The sequence below is a fragment of the Allorhodopirellula heiligendammensis genome (assembly GCF_007860105.1).
Classification (GTDB): domain Bacteria; phylum Planctomycetota; class Planctomycetia; order Pirellulales; family Pirellulaceae; genus Rhodopirellula; species Rhodopirellula heiligendammensis.
Genome location: NZ_SJPU01000002.1, coordinates 1,537,618 through 1,554,526, shown reverse-complemented (window position 1 = coordinate 1,554,526; position 16,909 = coordinate 1,537,618). Strand labels below are relative to the sequence as shown.

The following is a 16,909-nucleotide window of genomic DNA, read 5'->3' as shown; positions in this document are numbered from 1 at the left end:
CCCGATTAGTGTGCGAATTGGTCCAGAGCAGGATCTTTAATTTCTTCCATCCTCGCCAGTAGCTTCTCATGTAGCCGTGCGATGACGTGCTGAATTTGGGGGTCGGGATCATCTATAAGGTTATTCGATTCAGCAGGATCTGATTCCAGATCAAAGAACTCGTCACGCCCCGCATTGTGAAAGTCCCGAATTAATTTATAGCGTGGCGTGCGATAGCAACGCATCGTGGCGACGGCGTAGTGAATCATGCTGTACTGACCAAAGTAATCCTGGTCCCAATCGTTGACCGTCTTGCCAGACAACATCTCTGTCAAATCACGACCGCGAATAATAAGATCTTCAGGAGGCTGCACTCCGGCCATCGTCAAGAGTGTTGGATAAAGATCGAGACTGGTCACAGTATTGTCAGTGACACTGCCTGGAGAGGTGACTCCCGGCCAGCGGATGATTGCGGGCACCTTCAGCGAGAGATCATACATGTTTGGCCGATACTTATCCGAGATGACTCGCGTGCCATGATGAAACTCTCCAGGAGGCTTAGTACGCGTTGCCCAAATACCGTTGCCCTTATGAACAATTCCGTTGTGCCCCATGTTGTAGCCATGATCCGACGTGAAAATGACAATGGTGTCATCGGCGATATCCAACTCATCTAACTTATCAAGCACGCGACCAAGATTCCGATCCACTCCACTCGTGCTGGCCAAGTACTCCCGCATGTCGCGTTTGACCTTCTTGACATTCAAGTCCGGATAATCAGGGTTGGGGATCTCAGGATCCAGCTGCTCGTACGGTTCCCAGTCCTCGGGTGCCACCGGTAGCCAACGACCGTGGGGCGCTCGGGTGTGCAAACACAATAAAAACGGATCGCTTTGTTGCTGCGAGTCTTCAATAAATTGGATGGCGTGGTCAGTCAGAATATCAGTGGTCAAACCTGCAAACTTTTGCTCCTTCCCATCCTTTTCGAGGACCGGATCATCAGGGGTGGTGCCTCCGGAGTAGAGTCCCATGAAATAGTCAAAGCCCTGATTCGTAGGATGAAACTTTTCATTGCCCGCAAACGTCCAGTCACCAAGATGCCACTTACCTACCAAGCCGGTATAATATCCGGCGGATTGCAGTACCTCGGCGAACGTAGTCGAAGCGGCCGGGTCGAGCGCGACCTGGTGCCGAGCATCAAATAGAATGTGCCCCGGCATGGGGATAAAGTCGTCGATACCCCATTCGCTCGCGTATCGTCCTGTCGCCAAGGACGCCCGTGATGGACTGCAGACCGGCGTGGTGCAAAAGAAGTTGGTGAATGTCATCCCTTCACGAGCCAGCCGGTCCATGTTCGGCGTCACTGCGGGCGGAACCCCCACGTACTGCCCCTCCTTAACGGCCCATCCCATTGCCCACGGGGCTTGGTCGTCAGTGAGCACGAACACAATATTGGGTGACTTACCGAGACACGCTCCCGACGTCACCGGTACGATCGCTGTTAAGAGGAGAGCGATCCGTAAAGCTGGGTAGAAACAAGCTGGGTAGAAACCAAGACCGTTGAGCTGCATATTCGCGTCTTCGAGATGGTGGGATGCACGCGCACTCGCTGCGGTGCCAAGCGTGGGGAACTCGAGCGGCTAACGATGCCCGCTAAGCAGCGGAAAGCGGTACGGATCCTTTCACTTCCTGCAGGCGATCGATGCTCTATAGATTATAGCCACATGTGATCGAGATGCAAGGGGACGCATCGATGCTGCTGCGAGAGAGAGGCCCTGTTGGGCCTGTGGAGACAACGCTGTGTGGTCCGAGACGATCGCTGCAGAGGCTCAGTGATCACCTCCACGCTGACCAAGCCGATACATGCCGGCTTCGCCTCAATTACCTTGCAGTCACGAGTTCCGCATGCACCGCTCAGTCGATCGCACGCAATGGGAACTGGTCGCTGGGCGTGTGCTCGCGAGCAGCGATCGATTCGACTCTGGCGATCACCTCAGGATGCTCGGCGGCGACGTCGGTAGTTTCCCCAATATCACTATCGAGATTGTAGAGTTGCCAACTTGGGATCGGCTCGCCGCGTTTGGGCCGCTTTGACAATCCCTTGCGAATCGCCTTCCACTCTCCCAGGCGGACTGCTTGCTGGCCAGAGTAACCGGGCGATTCCCAGTACAGGAACTCATGCTCGGGTTGCTCCTGAGCATCACCCAATAGCGTGGGCAAGAAACTGACACCATCAATTGCCGCCGGTGGCGTTTGCCCAGCGACTTCGCAGAGCGTTGGCAAAAAGTCCCACCACGCACCGATCCAGTCGCTTTGCCGGGGTCCGGCGATGTGTCCCTGCCAACTTGCAACCAACGGGATCCGAATCCCACCCTCATCCATCTGGCCCTTCAATCCCTTGAGCGGTCCGGCTGATTGAAAGAAATCGCTGTCCGATCCTCCCAGCCGATCGTAGGTGGGTCCGTTATCGGAAGTGAATAGAAACAACGTATCACCGGTCAAACCAAGCGACTCGACTTGATCGATCACCTGTCCGATACCAGCGTCCATGTGGGTGACCATGGCGGCGTAGCCTGCTCGCGGATGGGGATGCTGCAGATACCCTTTGTGCACATAGTCCGCTTCCTCAATCGTTTCGAGATAGGGCTGAAGCGACTCCTCTGGAACCTGGATCGAGAGGTGGGGCACGACCATCGGCATGAAGACAAAAAACGGCCCGTCGGAATTGTTCTTGATAAAGGCGCACGCTTCACTGACAAACTGGTCCTGCGAATAGGTTTCTCCGGTCAGTGAACGCGTATTGCCCGGTTGCGGTTCTTTCACACGATTCCGCCACAGGAACGTCGGGTAGTGACTGTGCGCGTGGACTTGGCAGTTATAACCATAGAAGAGGTCGAAGCCGTTGGTATTCGGATCACCCGAGGTGCCGAAATGGCCGAGTCCCCACTTGCCGAAGGCACCCGTTGCGTAGCCGCGCTGCTGGAGCAGTTCCGCCAAGGTGATTTCGTCGGCTGGAATGGGGATTTGACCGGGGAATTCGAAGCCCATCTGTTTGGCAAACTCCGGATCGTGCTTCGGATTCGCGTTCCCACGAACGAAGGCGTGGCCAGGATGCTTGCCTGTCATCAGACAACAGCGGCTGGGGGCACAGACCGCATTGCCGCTATAAAAATTCGTGAATCGAATTCCCTGGCTCGCCATCTCATCAATTCGTGGGGTACGAATGATTTTCTGGCCATAGCATCCCAGTTCGGCATAGCCCAGATCATCGGCCACAAAGAGCACGATGTTCGGCGGTGCATCCTGAGGCCGCTCGGCGAGCGCGTCGGACTGCGAAAACCACGTCAGCGAGACGAGTAAAAAGAGAGTGATATGCCGCATGAGTTAGCTCAATCCGTTCATGGTGCCGGTGCTGCTAGCGAATTGGTCAATTTCCAATCCGAACTTCTGCAGCACGGAGACGTAAAAGTTGGCGAGTGGGTAATTGTTCTTCTGGCTGAATGCCAAGTGCCCGGCATGGCTGAAAGGTCCGCCGCCGATCATCACGGGCATGTTCTGGTTGCTGTGGTTAGAGGCGTTGCCGAGGTTACTCGTCAACATCGAGGTGGTGTCGTCGAGCAGACTGCCATGAGCATCATCGACTTGGGCGAGAGATCGCATGAAGTCGCCCCACTGACTGACGATGGCCTCCTCAACAATCGCCAGCTGCGAAAGCTTCGTTTCGTCGAGCCCATGGTGACTCAGCGAGTGATATGCCTGGTCGACGCCGTCAATAGGAACCACGCCACCGGTGCCAGGCAGGTGTAGCGTGATGAAGCGTGAGGAATCCGTCTGCAGCGCCAACTTCACAACATCGCACATCGTTTTGAATCGTCCGATCAAGTCGTTCGGATTCCGGACATCGATGGGCTGGTCCGCATCCACTTCAGGCTTCGGACGCCGCGCCCATGCTTCGGATTGCTGCATCCGTTGCTCGAGCCCACGGACGCTGGTGAAATAAGCGTCCAGTCGATCGCGATCCCCTCGGCCGAGCGTGCGCTGTAGCGAGCGGGCGTCTTCGGCAACCACATCCATGATACTGCGGCCCTGGCGCACGCGGGCTGCCTGCTTCGTACGCTCCTGTTGCGAATCATCAATAAACAAGTCCGCAAACAATGTCGCCGCGGAAGTCGTCGGTGTGATCGTCGCTCCACTCTCGGTATAGCAAGGGCTATTACTTCCCCCGGTAGCAAGCACGAGCGAGGGAAACCGCGTGGCGTTACCTAAATGCTTCGCGAGCAACTGGTCGATCGAGATGGTATTGACCGCCCGCCCCGCCGAGCCCATCGGTGTGCCTGTCAAAATGCTTGCCTCCGCCCGGTGGCCGCCCGTAACGTCAGGGTGCGACACACCGGAGGCCACGGTCAGACGATCACGCAAATCCGACAGCGAGCGTAAGTAGCGAGAGGGAGTGAACTGCTTGCCTTCATCCTGGGGCATCCAGTTTTCACTAACCAATCCAAGTCCCACCGTCACGGACATGAACCGTAGTGGCTGCTGGCGAGGGCGGTCGTCGCCATCGCTCTCACGAGCAAAAGCCGATCGCATCGCCGATAGCCAGGGCAAGCCCATCGCCACGCCGCTGCCGCGTAGAACTGCCCGACGATGCAGCTGCTGCTGGAAATTAAACTGAGTCGTTTGCGATTTCATCGTGAAAGCCTATTTATTGAGAAACGTGTCCGATGCCACGACCGCATGCAAGATAGAACGAAACCCGTAGTCCGTTTCGCTCGCCTGTTCGACGATCCGATCGAGAACGGGCCGGTCTGAAAATTGAATCTTGGCCCCGGTTGCGAAAACCAGCAGCTGAGCCGCCAGATTCGCGGCGAGTCGCTCGTCGTTTGCGGCGACCAGCCGGCGGAATTCTGTGAATGTCTGAAAGGATTGGCCGTCAACCATCGTATGACTCGGATCGACACGCGGGCCGGGCTTGTACTTACCACCTTGGATCTGGAGATAACGCTCACGCCACTGGCCACCGGCGTCAAAAACCTCCAGCGCAAATCCGGGCGGATCAAAGCTCTTATGGCATGCGGCGCACGACGCATTGGATTCGTGCTTGGCGAGCAGCTCCCGAATCGTCGTCGCCCCCCGTATGTCTGGCTCGACCGCGGGCACATTGCTAGGGGGAGGCGGAATCTCTTCCCCGAACAGTCGCTCGCACACCCAGATGCCACGGAGGATAGGCGACGTGTCGTTGCCGTTGGCGGTAACCTTCAGAATCGAACCGTGACTGAGCAAACCACCTCGATGCGAACTCCGGTCAAGCGAAACGTAGCGCATTTCACCGTCGAGACTCGCATCACTGGCGATTTGATCGAATTCGAGATCGTAATAGCGGGCCAGTCGTTCGTTCAGAAAAGTTGCATCGGCATCGATCAGGCGGGCCATCGGCAGATCTTCATCCAGCAGCTTTTGTAGAAACAGATGCGTCTCGGCGAGCATTGCGTTCTGCACGACCAAGTCGAAATCGCGAAACAAACGCCGATCCGGTTCAGTGAAATCGATATCAACTAAATCGAGCCACTGATCGGCGAAATTTGCAATGAACCGTTGCCCCCGGCGACTCGCCAGCAGCCGGTTGGTGTGCTCCTGTAACTGTGCGGGGGCGTGAAGTTCGCCTGCCGAAGCTGCATCGAACAGTTCATCATCGGGCATCGAACCGCACAGGAAATAACTCAATCGCGACGCCACCGCCCAATCATCGAGTTGTCCATCTGGGTCGGTGTATTCACAGAGATACAGAAATCGTGGCGAACATAGAATCGCTCGATAGCCGGCACGCACTGCTTGCACGTAAGCGCTCGCGATATCGTCGCCGCCGGATCGGGCCTGCCTCCACGTCGACGTGGTGAAGTCAATGAATGGCGACAACTCCTCACGCTCGGTAGGACGACGAAACGCTCGCTGGGAAAACTGTTCGACCTGCTCAGCGAGTCGCTGCTCAATTTCGCCATCGCTGAGGGCAGAGACATCCGGCAGGCTGCGTTTGGCTGCTTTGTCCCAGCGGAGCGTATCTGACCCAAACAGTCTGCGACGAACTGTTTTGACATCACCACCCGGATGGATCTGCTCGACGGTGAGATGGTGGAGAGCCACACCGGGAATGTCCTGATCTTCACCTTCACCGAATCCAACCTGACCGCCTGCGAAGCGTCCGCGCGGCAATGTGACGTCGGCGGGGCGGATTTCCAGCATATGGCCCTCCGGAATCCACGCATCCCATGTCATCGTCTGGGGCTGCTCGGTCGCCCGGAAAGAGCCGATCCAGTCCAATAACGGAGCGCTGGAAACACACTCACCACTGCGAACACTGCACCACACCCCTGGCTCGGCTGCCAACGAAGTCTCTTTCGCCGATTGACCGACGGTCGGCCGAACGGCGGATGCCGTCGCGGTAATTCGATACCACCCTGAATGCGGAACCGTCGTTGAGTTAATACGGCCGTAGAAGATCAAACCGCTCGACCAAGTCACAGCGAGATCGTCGCGGAGCTCGGGTTCGCGATTGCGGCGACCAGGTTTCTTATTCGCGATTTTCGGCGGCCCGTAGTCGAGCGACAAATCACGGGGAGGCACCATCGCCCGATCCATCGCCGCATCAAGGGCCGCGTCGACCACCCGCAAATGAGTCTGCAACTGAAAATGAGACATTGTTTGTGCATCCGCCAAATGGACGAAGCCACTGGTACGGGTTTCCGGGGGCATCAACCTCGCCAAGGGTGCATCGATCCCAAGTAGATCCTGCAATGTGCTCTGCAGCTGCATATTAGTCAGCCGGCGACCTTGAACCCGCCCGTCGCGCAGACGATACCTTCGCGCAGCGTCGTTGAGGGCATCCCCGGTGGCAGGCAGAAACGACTTCAGCTCCCGGCGGCTTAACCCGCCATCCTCTGGCGGGGGCATCTCCCCCTTTTCAATCCGGTCGTAGATGCGCACCCAGGAGTCATAATCCTGCGGGTCATCGAGATTGCTCACCAATGCGCTGACATCAAGCCCCCCTTCACCATCAGGTCCGTCGTGGCAATCCATGCAGTGATCGTGCACAAACTCCACGGACGTTTGCGGTATTTCACCGACACTGGGCGATTCTTCAACAATGGGCGAATCCGCAGCAACGGGCGAATCCGCAGCAACGGGCGAATCCGCAGCAACGGGCGAATCCGCGGCAACAACGTCAACCCCGAGGGCGACGAAGCCGACGACGATCCATGCAATGGCGACCGGCAGGCTAGCAAACGTGCGCATGTTCGAGTGGACAGAGATGGGAAGGTGGGCGGGTGACTGCGCGTGCGAGGTGGGCAAGGAGAGCGTGGCAGTCGGAAGGAATGACTCACATTCTAACGTATCAACAGCCCGCTTGGAATCGAATTCTTTCGGTTCGGTCATCGATGGGCCGACACTGATGGGCCGACCAGGCACCCCAAGCGTGCTGGAGGCCCGACTCCGCGAACCCAATTCGACTGGCAGCGGTTAGCCTGGCTACCGAGCTGAAGACGACGATTTGCGGACTGTTGACCAAAACAGGTTCGGCAGCCGGCCGACGTCGGAGGAGATCGGCAAGATCGACTCGTCCACCACGCGTTGGACTCCCGCCGCCCAGCCCACATCGTGCATGACCACTGTCGCCTGATCACGAAGGTGGGGCAACCAGCTATCCCAATCCAACTTCACGCCCGCGTACTCGTGATCGCCGTCGATGAAGAGCAGGTCGATGCTGCCCTCAAAATCCCGTGCGGCTGTGTCGCTCCGCTGACGCAGCGGCCGAATGAGCGACTGGTACGACTCGGTATGGCGGGAAAACTCAGCGAATGTATCTCGTTGCCCTTCGGGCATGGCGTCATTTTGCCATGTATCGACACAGTACAGCCGGCAGCCCGGCGAGGATTTCTGCGCCGCTCGAGCCATGAACGAACTGGAGGCACCAAGATACGATCCGATTTCGACGATGACCTGGGGCTTGGTCTCGCAAACGAGTCGGTAAAGTGCAATTTTCTCCGGTCCTGTCATGTCGGTTGCGATCTTGTCGGCGCGGCGCAATCCATGACTCCAGATAAAGGCGTCGTATTTCAAGGCGTGCCAAACGCCGATCAAGCTATTCTTCAGCAAACTCAGTCTCCCTCTGAAAATGAAAGTCTTGACGACATTTGCAACGACAGGGAGTATACTTCGCTTCGCATTCGCTCACAGCCGCACGATTTGTCCGCCCGCTTTATGTCCATCGCCATTCGTCTGGAAAGCCTTGGAAAACGCTATCGACTGGGCAACATCGGCACGGGGACACTATCGAGTGATTTAAATCGCACTTGGGCGCGACTGCGTGGCAAGCCGGATCCCTTTTCGAAGATCGACGAGTCTCCAGAGAAAACAGAGCAAGATCGCCAAGCGGTGTGGGCGTTACGAGATTTCTCGCTCGACGTCACCCAGGGCACGATTCTGGGGATCGTTGGCCGCAACGGAGCAGGCAAGTCCACCCTGCTGAAGATGCTCTCGCGGATTACCGCCCCGACGACAGGTCAGATTTGCGTGCGGGGTCGAATTGCGAGCCTATTGGAAGTCGGCACCGGGTTTCATCCTGAGTTAACCGGCCTTGAGAATATCTACCTCAATGGTGCGATTCTCGGCATGTCGCGACAAGAAATCACGTCACGACTCGACGAAATCATTGAGTTTTCAGGATGTGAGAAATTCATCCAGACTCCGGTGAAACGCTACAGCAGTGGCATGACCGTCCGATTGGGGTTTGCCGTGGCCGCGTATCTTGAGTGTGAGATCCTCGTTGTCGACGAAGTCCTGGCAGTTGGCGATATGGAATTTCAACGCAAGTGCATCGGCCGCATGCGCGACGTCGCACAGTCTGGGCGGACCGTTCTGTTTGTTAGCCACAACATGGGATCAATCGAGACCCTGTGCAGTGACGCTATCCGGATCGATCACGGGCGTCTGACGGATCAGGGATCGCCCACCGAAGTCGTCCATCGATACTTGGACGCGGAAGCCGATGACACTCAGAAAAAACTATCGTCGCAAACTTCACGACATATCAAATCGGTGCGGCTCCTCAACGCACACGGTGAGAGCAGAGATCGCTTCCTCGTTGATGACACAATTGTCTTTGAAGCCGAGTTAGCATCGGATCTACCGCTAGACGACCCACGATTTGGCTTTGTCATTTCGAAACGGGGTGTCGGGCGAATCGCGACACTGCACACCGATGTGCAGTACAACGCACGCTGGTCTTTATCTGGGACCACGCGTGCGAGTGCGACGTGGCACGACGTCCCGCTCAACGTGGGACAATATACCGTCGATGCATCACTTTGGAGACACGATCACGAGCTCGAAACCCTCCTGGGCTGCGGCCAATTCGAGATCGAAATGCGTGACGTTTACGGAACGGGCTCGCTGCCCGATGCCCAGTACCAAGGCCACCTGGTTCCCGACGCTTCATGGACAATCGAAAACAGGGAATCCACCTGATGAGCACACCAACCTCCACCACTCAACTGGACTTCAGTTCCATTGACTGGTCCCCGCATTCATTCGAAGACCCGGGTGGACGCTTGTTTTGGAAAGACGGGCGTGTCTTTCGCGCCCTGCGGGGCGACTCGGCGGCGGCGTTTTGCCGGTTAGAAGATGCCGGTCTCCTCGAAGAAATGCCGAAGTGGAATATCGTGAAAACGTGGCGTTCGGACGCCCAGATCGAGGGTTATGATCTCGTCGTCGAGCATGAAGCGTTACCGCCCAGCCCTCTGGTCAGTGAGTGGTCGCCCCGAATGCTGCGGGACGCAGCACTGCTGTTCCTGGAGATTAGCACCAAGCTCGCCGCCCACGGACTCCAGCTTCAAGACAGCCATGGATGGAACATGATGTTCGCTGGAGCGCAGGTGCGCTACATCGATTTTTCATCGATCATTCCGCTCTCCGCTGGCGAGAATTGGAAGCCGCTCAATGAGTTCCTCAATTGCTTCCTGCACCCGCTGCAATTGATCCACAGGCAGGCTGCGGATTACGCCTTCTTTTTACTAGGCCGAGACAACTGGGTCCCTGTGGAGGCGACGATTCCGCTACTGAACTCACTGCAATTCGAGTGGATGCGGAAGCGCAGACAGCGAGAATATGCCAAGCTAATGGCGATCAACGAGCAGGGCGGCCCACCAGCTGCCATTCGGCTTGCCGAGATGCTTCGCAATCAGATCCAGAAGTGCCCTATCCCGCGACCGCAAACACGATGGTCCCATTACGCGGGCTCGTTTCCCGAGCCAGGCACTCAGCCACAGCCTGATTGGAATGAAAAACAACAGAGTGTCGCCAAGATCCTGAAATCTCTCGATGGGGGCACGCTGCTAGATGTTGGCTGCAACACTGGCTGGTACAGCGTCCTGGCGGCGCAATTGGACCTGAGCGTCGTTAGCATGGATACCGACCGGACCTGCATTGACGACCTCTATCGTCACGCCAAACAGCACGACCTCGCCATCACCCCGGTGGTTGGTTCATTCTTCAGCCCCGCAATTGCTCACGGACCCCGGTTCTATGATCCGCTGGAAAAACGTTTCCAAGCAGACCACACCCTGATGCTGGCGCTGGCCCATCATCTGTTTTTCAAGCAGGGCTATGAAGTCTCGTCCATCGTCGAGATCGCTGCGGCGGTGACGCGCAAGACCCTTGTGCTGGAGTACGTGCCGGGCAACGACTACTGGATCGAGCAGTGGAATGTGCCCCATCGCCAGTCAGACTATGCTATGGATGTGTGGAAGCGGGAATTGAACCGGTTTTTCCCAAACATCGAAAGCTATCCGAGCGAGCGTTCGCATGAATCCTCTGACGTGCAGCGAACCATCTTGGTCGCCACGCGATAGCACTTGGGCAGCAGGATCTTACGCCGAACCAAAAAAATTTGTGATTCACACTGGACTACGCTAGCCTATTGCTTGAAAATGGTGCCATTCGCGCGCGTTCTTCTCGTCTTTTCATCACGCCGTCCCTATTTTGCCGGCCCTGAGTCCATGTTTGCCTTCAGACCACGCATGCTCCGCCATGCTCTGTCGTTATCGCTGCTTATCGCGACACTTCTGACCTCGATCGTTCCTGCGTCGAAAGCGAATGCGTACTCCGTCGATGACCCTGTCGTCGTCAATATGGTCGAGGGGGGGATGGCGGGAATGCTGGCCAACGTCAAGGCAGCACCGTTCTACAAACTAGACCTCACCTATTCCGGGGGACACGGAGAGCTTTGTTTAGCCGGCTACGCCGTCATGAAGGTTCACCATGATAAAAACAATCCCGTGGTGCGTCGGGGAGTCGAGGCGGCCCTGTCCTTCCTGAATATGCTCAACAACGCCCAACAGCGAAACTTCCCCGGCGGTGAAAACAAAACCCTCTACACTGTCTCCACGGCGGTGTTAGTGCTGGCCGAAGTGGACCGCAAGAAGTATCGCCCCCAACTCAAATTGTACGAGAAATTCCTGCGTCAAGACCGAGAATCCCATGGCGGCTATTCGTATCCTGGCGACCGCAAGGGCGACGTCTCGCAGACTCAGTACGCGGTACTGGCCCTCTGGACGTTGGATCGGGCGGGGATCGCGGTGGACTACAAGGGCGTGCAAGCCACGATCGGTTGGTTGCTGCGCGTCCAAGACCCCAGTGGCGGGTGGCCCTATCTGGCCGAAGATCCCGGCAGCATGACACGCATCAAACAGGGCGGACTGACCCCTTCCATGGCCGTTGCCGGCGGCAGTGCATTGATGATCGCAGCGGACATCCTGGAGGTTTGGGGCGAAGCGATGGCCGAAGGGAAAACCGGCATCGTCGGACTACCCAAGTCCGTTAAATTGTTCCAAGAGGATTTGGTCGAGGACGAAACCTCATCGGACAAACCAGGATACGATCCCGCGCCCATTCGCCAAGCTATCGATGATTGCCAGCGATACCTCAGCATCAGCGCGAATTCGCCCGATCCCGCCAAGGTTCAATCGGCATGGCCCTATTACCAACTGTACACGCTCGAACGGTACGAGAGCTTCCGCGAAGTCATCATGGGTGATGACTACCGAGAAATGGCGGGCTGGTACGACATTGGTGTCAACTACCTGAAGGGAAAAGAGCAAAAAGGACGAGGGTGGCCCGGACAGTCCTACACGACCAGTTCTGTGTCGAGCTCGTTTGCGATGCTGTTCCTGATCCGGGGAACAAAGAAGGCAATCGAGCAGGAAGCGGAAGGTGCATTGAGGGGGGGGCGCGAGCTGCCAGGAGACACGACAAAAATTCGTGTCGACGGTGGTCAGATCAAAGGCGAACCGGTGGCCGAAGCGGTCACTGATCTACTCGACATGCTCGAAGGCGACGACCCCAGCGCACTCGAAGGCAAGTCACTGCCCGAGGACATGAAACTCTCTGACGACCCTAAAACCCGCAAAGCGCAGATTGGCCGTCTCGAGCGTCTCGTGAGAGGGTCGTCGTCCTACCAGGCTCGTCGGGTCGCCGCCCGAGTGCTCGGCCAGAGCGATGAGATTCGAGTCGTGCCTTCGCTCATTTTCGCCCTCGATGATCCTGATACCCGGGTGCGAACATATGCTCGCGACGGCCTGCGCTTCATCAGCCGGAAATTCGAAGGGTTTGATATGAAGATCGAACCCGGGAAAAGGCAGGACTACGGTGAACTACGCCGGGCTCAGCGAGAGTGGCGGAATTGGTACTTAACCATGGACCCTGGCTATATCTTCCTCACACAGTAACCACTCCAACCCATTTGCCAGCCGCTACGTGTGCCCCGGGGCATTGGTGTTCCGGTTGCTCAAGGCTGACCCCGCGTCTGGTGCCCCAGCAGTTGGTGACCCAGCCGCTGAAAAGGCCCCCCCCGCTTTCAATGAGAGCTTTATCGCCCAACTCCGCAAGTCCCGTTGCGGGGTGATCGTTGGCAATCATGGGACTGGAAAATCAACGTTGTTACGAGAGCTCGCCGGGCAATTGGAACTGGACATGCCCGGTGGCGCGTGGGTGCAGCTCACTCAGAGCAATCACCTCAGCGAGATTTTGAGCAATGTCCGCACGTTAACGCAGTGCCTGCGGACAGCGGCGTCCGGCGGGGTGATTGTGATCGATGGTGCCGAGCAGATCCCCGCCCTCGTCCGGCGGTGGATCGCCTGGCGGTGCCGGCGTCACCAGCAGTTCGTCCTCGCGACCAGCCACCACGACATCACTGGCTACGAAACGCTTTATCGCACCGGACTCACACCAGGCCTCATCGCTGAGCTGGTCGATGATTTACTGCCAGACAGCACCGACGAGACCTCCCCGACATTGCGTTCACACGTGCAAGATCACCTACGAACGTTGAATCTCGACGAGATCAAAAACCTACGTGATCTGTGGGACGATCTCTATGAAGTCGCCGAGTCCTTTCAGGGCGGGCAACGCCAAAGAGTATGATGCAGAGCGAACCTCTCAGACCGGGTGAGTATGCGTGACCGGCGGGCGGACGAACCACGCGGCGATCGCCAGCGGGGTCAACAGCAGCAAGAACATTAAAAGGGCAGTGTCGTAACTAGCCGTCGCATCCTTGACGGCCCCCATGACCAGCGGACCGAGGCCGCTGCCGGCGACGGTCGCGCACCACACACTCCCACGAATGCTGCCGAGATGCTTGCGTCCGTAGTAGCGAACCCACACTACGCCCGTGACGGCCATCAACAGCCCCTGGCCGCCGCCAAAACAGATCGCGAACCCATGCATGAGCAAGGACGTCTGTGCGAACCAAATCAGGGCCAAGCCCACGCAGAGCAAAACGGCGCCGAGACCCAGCAATCGATCCAGTCGCAAGTAATCCGTCGCCACGCTACCGACGAACTGCATTGCCAGCATACTCAGACCGAACGTCTTAAAAAGCGCCGTCGCCGTCGAGCTTTGCAAGCCACGATCCTCGCATAGGGTGAACAGATAGAACACAATTCCCGTCCCGATCATTGCCCAAACGGCGCTGATTGCCGCCAGAATGTAAAACGTAGCCGTCCGGCCCGCATCGGCGAGCGTCATTGCCGGATCATCGCTGGTGGCCGTGGGTGCAAGGTGCGAGGCATGTCGTTCTTTGGTAGTCATGCCATCGAGCATCTGCCCGATCTCTTCTGGCTTGTTGCGGTACAGCAACGCGATCAGAGGTAATAGTATTACTGCTACCAGCACCGCCATGACCTGATAAGTGGATCGCCACCCATGGTCCTGGATCGCTTCGCTGAGCATCTGTGGGACCCAGGCAAAAGCCGCTGCGGTACCGATACTGAGGATCGCCGACACGCGACCGATCCGAGAACGAAACCACATCGCTGTCGTGTTTTGGTTCAAGAGAGTCAGTGAACCTTGCCCTAAAAACCGCAGCAAGAAAAAGGCCAGTAATAGGGTTGCGAAGCCAGTCACAGTCGACGCGAAATAGCATGCTCCCGAGAGCAGTGCGACCACAATTAACGACGTCAGCCGCAGCCCAAATCGATCCGAGAAGGGCCCCACCATGGATAGTGGCGCGGCCGCCAAGAAAGTCCCAAGCATATAGGCGAGGGCCAAGCGACTCTCCGATAGCTCGAGCGATGCCAGCAACGCGGGCGTGAATGCGCTCACGGCGAAGGTTTGTCCTGGACTGGTGCCGATCTGCATCAGCATCGCGATGGGCAACATCACGTACCCGTAGAAAAACGGCAGGCGACGGGACAGGCCATTGGAAAGGTAATTCATGCCGCCACCATCGTCGATGCACCTGCCAGCAGGTAGATCCCGGCCGCAGATCTGGGAACTGGCGGAAGACGCCCAGCCCGTGTCGCTGGTTAACGGGGACGCTGCGGAGTTTTCAACAATCCCGTGCGATCCCGATCCACGATAGCCGGAGCGATTGCCGTGTTGCTCAGCGGCAACCACCAAGGTGGTGTGCAGACGCTCCGTTTTGATGGTTCAGTTCGGTTTGTGACAGATTCAGTGGATGCAGGAAACGCGAATTTGCCACAGGTCAAAGTCGGCAAGAGCCCGTATGGCATCTGGGGAGCAATGGGATCACCCCAAGGAAGCGAAACAGTCACGCTCGATTGATGCACTTGCATGATCACATGGCCCTGCTCAACCCAAGCAGTACGCGCTAGCGACTGCTCGTTTTGGCAGGGCCTCGCGCAACTCGACTCTCCCGTATTTCAATTCATATCTCAACGTCTCCACAGTTCAAAAAAAATGAAGTTTCGTAAAACCAGCGGCGCCGTACTGACCTGCCTGTGCTTAACAATATCCGGTTGCGGTGGCGAAGATCTACCGGACGGACTGCCCGATCTGCAACCAGTCATCGTCAAAGTCATTCAGGGCGGAGCCCCGTTGGAAGGTGCGAGTGTGCAGCTCATTCCTCAGGATTCCTCCAATACGTGGGCCAGTGGTGGATCGACCGATGCAACAGGCGTCGCCAAAATCATGACTCATGGCAAATATGAGGGCGCCCCTGCTGGGACCTACAAGGTAACTGTCGACAAGTTTACGACCGATGGGCCAGCGGTTGCTGCCGATGACCCTGACGGCGCTCCCGCAGCAACCTCGTATCGGCACGTCGACCCTCTATTCAGCTCGGCGGAGTCAACAACTGCGGAACTAACCGTAGCAGAGGGCTCACCAACTGAGGAAACCATTGACGTGGGGGCCACGGTCAAGAAAGCACTGCCGAAACTTTAGGTTCGGATACGCACTGCGGCACGCTACCACCTACCTGGCGACAAGTTTTCAGTTCCTTCGAAGACACAGGGCCGGCATATTGGCGTCAGAAAACATCTTTCGCCAAAAGGTCGATTTTTCCTAAAGTCCGAGAGCATCGCATCCCCAGCGTCCTCTCTCGACGGTATCCGCTACGTGTTTCTCACTTCCGCCTGCCGCATCTGCCTCGCTGGCGTCGCCTTGCTGGTGCTCGCGACTGGCGTGACGGTGAGCCCACTGCGAGCGGACGAGGTGGCCTCTGGCTCAGCCTACATGGCGATGCGTGCGGGCACGCCCGCACCGATTCGAGTCGGTGCAGGTGATCGGATCGGCGGGATCCCCATCGACGGGGCGGATATCGACGCGATTATTGATCCGGTGACCAGTCAAGCGTCAGTGGAGCGAGAAAACGCTCTGCCAGAAGCCTCTCCGGCAAGTGCTCAACCACTCGAGTTTCTCAACGGTGGTCCCGAGAATTGGACCAGCCCCGAAGGATTATCGGGCAGCCTGCAATCGATGCTGCTCCTCACAGTGTTGTCGCTCGCACCTGCCGTGCTGTTGATGACGACGTGCTACGTACGCATCATCATCGTGCTCGGATTACTCAAACAAGCCATCGGGCTGCAGTCACTGCCACCGAGCCAAGTGATGACGAGCGTCGCACTGTTCATGACGCTCTTTGTGATGACGCCCGTGTGGACTCGGGTCTATGACGATGCGATCGCGCCGTATACCGATCCGGAGATCGAGATGACGCTGATCGAAGCCTATGACGCTGGCTCGATCCCAGTCCGCGAGTTCATGTCTCGACAAATCGATACGGCGGGTAACCACGACGACGTGCACCTGTTCTATAGCTACATGGATGCAGATGCGCCGCTGCCGAGTACGTTTTCGGATGTCCCCATTCGAGTGCTGCTGCCCGCTTTCATCTTGAGTGAACTCAAGACCGCCTTTCTGATGGGCTTCCAAATCTACTTGCCGTTCCTAATCGTCGACCTGGTCGTTGCCAGCGTCACAATCTCGATGGGCATGCTGATGTTGCCTCCGGCGGTAATCTCGCTCCCATTCAAGCTGCTGCTCTTCGTCCTCGTCGATGGATGGCGTTTGGTTGTTGAAATGTTAATGAACAGCTTCGGCACTTTTTAACTTCGAGCCTTTTGCTTCTGACCACTGACTA

The 16,909-nt window shown here is 57.2% G+C and carries 14 protein-coding genes; 8 read left to right on the top strand and 6 right to left on the bottom strand.

The genetic code is table 11. The annotated features are described in order from the left end of the window. Positions 1 to 5: 5 nt before the first annotated feature. The 5 genes from Poly21_RS16160 to Poly21_RS16140 all read right to left on the bottom strand — a co-directional run bounded on the left by Poly21_RS16160 (position 6) and on the right by Poly21_RS16140 (position 8,127). The gene (locus Poly21_RS16160; protein ID WP_146407956.1) at positions 6 to 1,550 is read right to left on the bottom strand and encodes a sulfatase-like hydrolase/transferase; all 1,545 of its coding nucleotides are present in this window, start codon (positions 1,548 to 1,550) and stop codon (positions 6 to 8) included. Between the two features lie 343 nt (positions 1,551 to 1,893). Beyond that, entirely contained in the window at positions 1,894 to 3,360 is a 1,467-nt protein-coding gene (locus tag Poly21_RS16155; protein ID WP_146407955.1) for an arylsulfatase, read from the bottom strand. Between the two features lie 3 nt (positions 3,361 to 3,363). Continuing rightward, the gene (locus tag Poly21_RS16150) at positions 3,364 to 4,668 is read right to left on the bottom strand and encodes a DUF1552 domain-containing protein (protein ID WP_146407954.1); all 1,305 of its coding nucleotides are present in this window, start codon (positions 4,666 to 4,668) and stop codon (positions 3,364 to 3,366) included. Positions 4,669 to 4,677: 9 nt separating this feature from the next. After that, positions 4,678 to 7,266, bottom strand: coding sequence for a DUF1592 domain-containing protein (locus tag Poly21_RS16145; protein WP_146407953.1), 2,589 nt, complete (start codon positions 7,264 to 7,266; stop codon positions 4,678 to 4,680). A gap of 234 nt (positions 7,267 to 7,500) precedes the next feature. Continuing rightward, positions 7,501 to 8,127 (bottom strand): class I SAM-dependent methyltransferase, encoded by a 627-nt coding sequence (locus Poly21_RS16140; RefSeq protein WP_146407952.1) that lies wholly within the window; start codon positions 8,125 to 8,127, stop codon positions 7,501 to 7,503. Positions 8,128 to 8,232: 105 nt separating this feature from the next. On the opposite strand from Poly21_RS16140, the gene Poly21_RS16135 reads away from it, so the two are divergent. The 4 genes from Poly21_RS16135 (at position 8,233) to Poly21_RS16120 (ending at position 13,449) form a co-directional block, all read left to right on the top strand. Then, positions 8,233 to 9,498 (top strand): ABC transporter ATP-binding protein, encoded by a 1,266-nt coding sequence (locus Poly21_RS16135; RefSeq protein WP_146407951.1) that lies wholly within the window; start codon positions 8,233 to 8,235, stop codon positions 9,496 to 9,498. Then, positions 9,498 to 10,880, top strand: a complete 1,383-nt coding sequence (locus Poly21_RS16130) for a class I SAM-dependent methyltransferase (protein WP_146407950.1) — start codon at positions 9,498 to 9,500, stop codon at positions 10,878 to 10,880. The genes Poly21_RS16135 and Poly21_RS16130 overlap by 1 nt, the downstream gene beginning before the upstream one ends. Before the next feature lie 168 nt (positions 10,881 to 11,048). Continuing rightward, the gene (locus tag Poly21_RS16125; protein ID WP_146407949.1) at positions 11,049 to 12,755 is read left to right on the top strand and encodes a hypothetical protein; all 1,707 of its coding nucleotides are present in this window, start codon (positions 11,049 to 11,051) and stop codon (positions 12,753 to 12,755) included. Between the two features lie 46 nt (positions 12,756 to 12,801). Beyond that, on the top strand, positions 12,802 to 13,449 hold the full coding sequence (locus tag Poly21_RS16120) for an ATP-binding protein (protein ID WP_302119186.1): 648 nt from the start codon (positions 12,802 to 12,804) through the stop codon (positions 13,447 to 13,449). Positions 13,450 to 13,464: 15 nt separating this feature from the next. On the opposite strand, the gene Poly21_RS16115 is transcribed toward Poly21_RS16120, so the two are convergent. Next, positions 13,465 to 14,742, bottom strand: coding sequence for an MFS transporter (locus tag Poly21_RS16115; protein ID WP_146407947.1), 1,278 nt, complete (start codon positions 14,740 to 14,742; stop codon positions 13,465 to 13,467). Between Poly21_RS16115 and Poly21_RS27610 the strand changes: the two genes are divergently transcribed. The 4 genes from Poly21_RS27610 (at position 14,741) to fliP (ending at position 16,878) form a co-directional block, all read left to right on the top strand. Next, the gene (locus Poly21_RS27610; protein ID WP_302119185.1) at positions 14,741 to 14,887 is read left to right on the top strand and encodes a hypothetical protein; all 147 of its coding nucleotides are present in this window, start codon (positions 14,741 to 14,743) and stop codon (positions 14,885 to 14,887) included. The genes Poly21_RS16115 and Poly21_RS27610 overlap by 2 nt on opposite strands. Continuing rightward, complete coding sequence (locus tag Poly21_RS16110) at positions 14,866 to 15,090, top strand: DUF1559 family PulG-like putative transporter (protein WP_146407946.1); 225 nt, start codon at positions 14,866 to 14,868, stop codon at positions 15,088 to 15,090. The genes Poly21_RS27610 and Poly21_RS16110 overlap by 22 nt, the downstream gene beginning before the upstream one ends. A 135-nt stretch (positions 15,091 to 15,225) precedes the next feature. Beyond that, on the top strand, positions 15,226 to 15,711 hold the full coding sequence (locus Poly21_RS16105; protein WP_146407945.1) for a carboxypeptidase regulatory-like domain-containing protein: 486 nt from the start codon (positions 15,226 to 15,228) through the stop codon (positions 15,709 to 15,711). A gap of 174 nt (positions 15,712 to 15,885) precedes the next feature. Then, on the top strand, positions 15,886 to 16,878 hold the full coding sequence (gene fliP, locus Poly21_RS16100; protein ID WP_302119182.1) for a flagellar type III secretion system pore protein FliP: 993 nt from the start codon (positions 15,886 to 15,888) through the stop codon (positions 16,876 to 16,878). The last annotated feature ends 31 nt before the right edge of the window (positions 16,879 to 16,909 follow it).

What these genes read in the sequence shown, in the direction of transcription:
- Poly21_RS16160 (WP_146407956.1), bottom strand. Translation starts at nt 1,550, where the DNA reads ATGCAGCTCAACGGTCTTGGTTTCTACCCAGCTTGTTTCTACCCAGCT.
- Poly21_RS16155 (WP_146407955.1), bottom strand. Translation starts at nt 3,360, where the DNA reads ATGCGGCATATCACTCTCTTTTTACTCGTCTCGCTGACGTGGTTTTCG.
- Poly21_RS16150 (WP_146407954.1), bottom strand. Translation starts at nt 4,668, where the DNA reads ATGAAATCGCAAACGACTCAGTTTAATTTCCAGCAGCAGCTGCATCGT.
- Poly21_RS16145 (WP_146407953.1), bottom strand. Translation starts at nt 7,266, where the DNA reads ATGCGCACGTTTGCTAGCCTGCCGGTCGCCATTGCATGGATCGTCGTC.
- Poly21_RS16135 (WP_146407951.1), top strand. Translation starts at nt 8,233, where the DNA reads ATGTCCATCGCCATTCGTCTGGAAAGCCTTGGAAAACGCTATCGACTG.
- Poly21_RS16130 (WP_146407950.1), top strand. Translation starts at nt 9,498, where the DNA reads ATGAGCACACCAACCTCCACCACTCAACTGGACTTCAGTTCCATTGAC.
- Poly21_RS16125 (WP_146407949.1), top strand. Translation starts at nt 11,049, where the DNA reads ATGCTCCGCCATGCTCTGTCGTTATCGCTGCTTATCGCGACACTTCTG.
- Poly21_RS27610 (WP_302119185.1), top strand. Translation starts at nt 14,741, where the DNA reads ATGCCGCCACCATCGTCGATGCACCTGCCAGCAGGTAGATCCCGGCCG.
- Poly21_RS16115 (WP_146407947.1), bottom strand. Translation starts at nt 14,742, where the DNA reads ATGAATTACCTTTCCAATGGCCTGTCCCGTCGCCTGCCGTTTTTCTAC.
- Poly21_RS16105 (WP_146407945.1), top strand. Translation starts at nt 15,226, where the DNA reads ATGAAGTTTCGTAAAACCAGCGGCGCCGTACTGACCTGCCTGTGCTTA.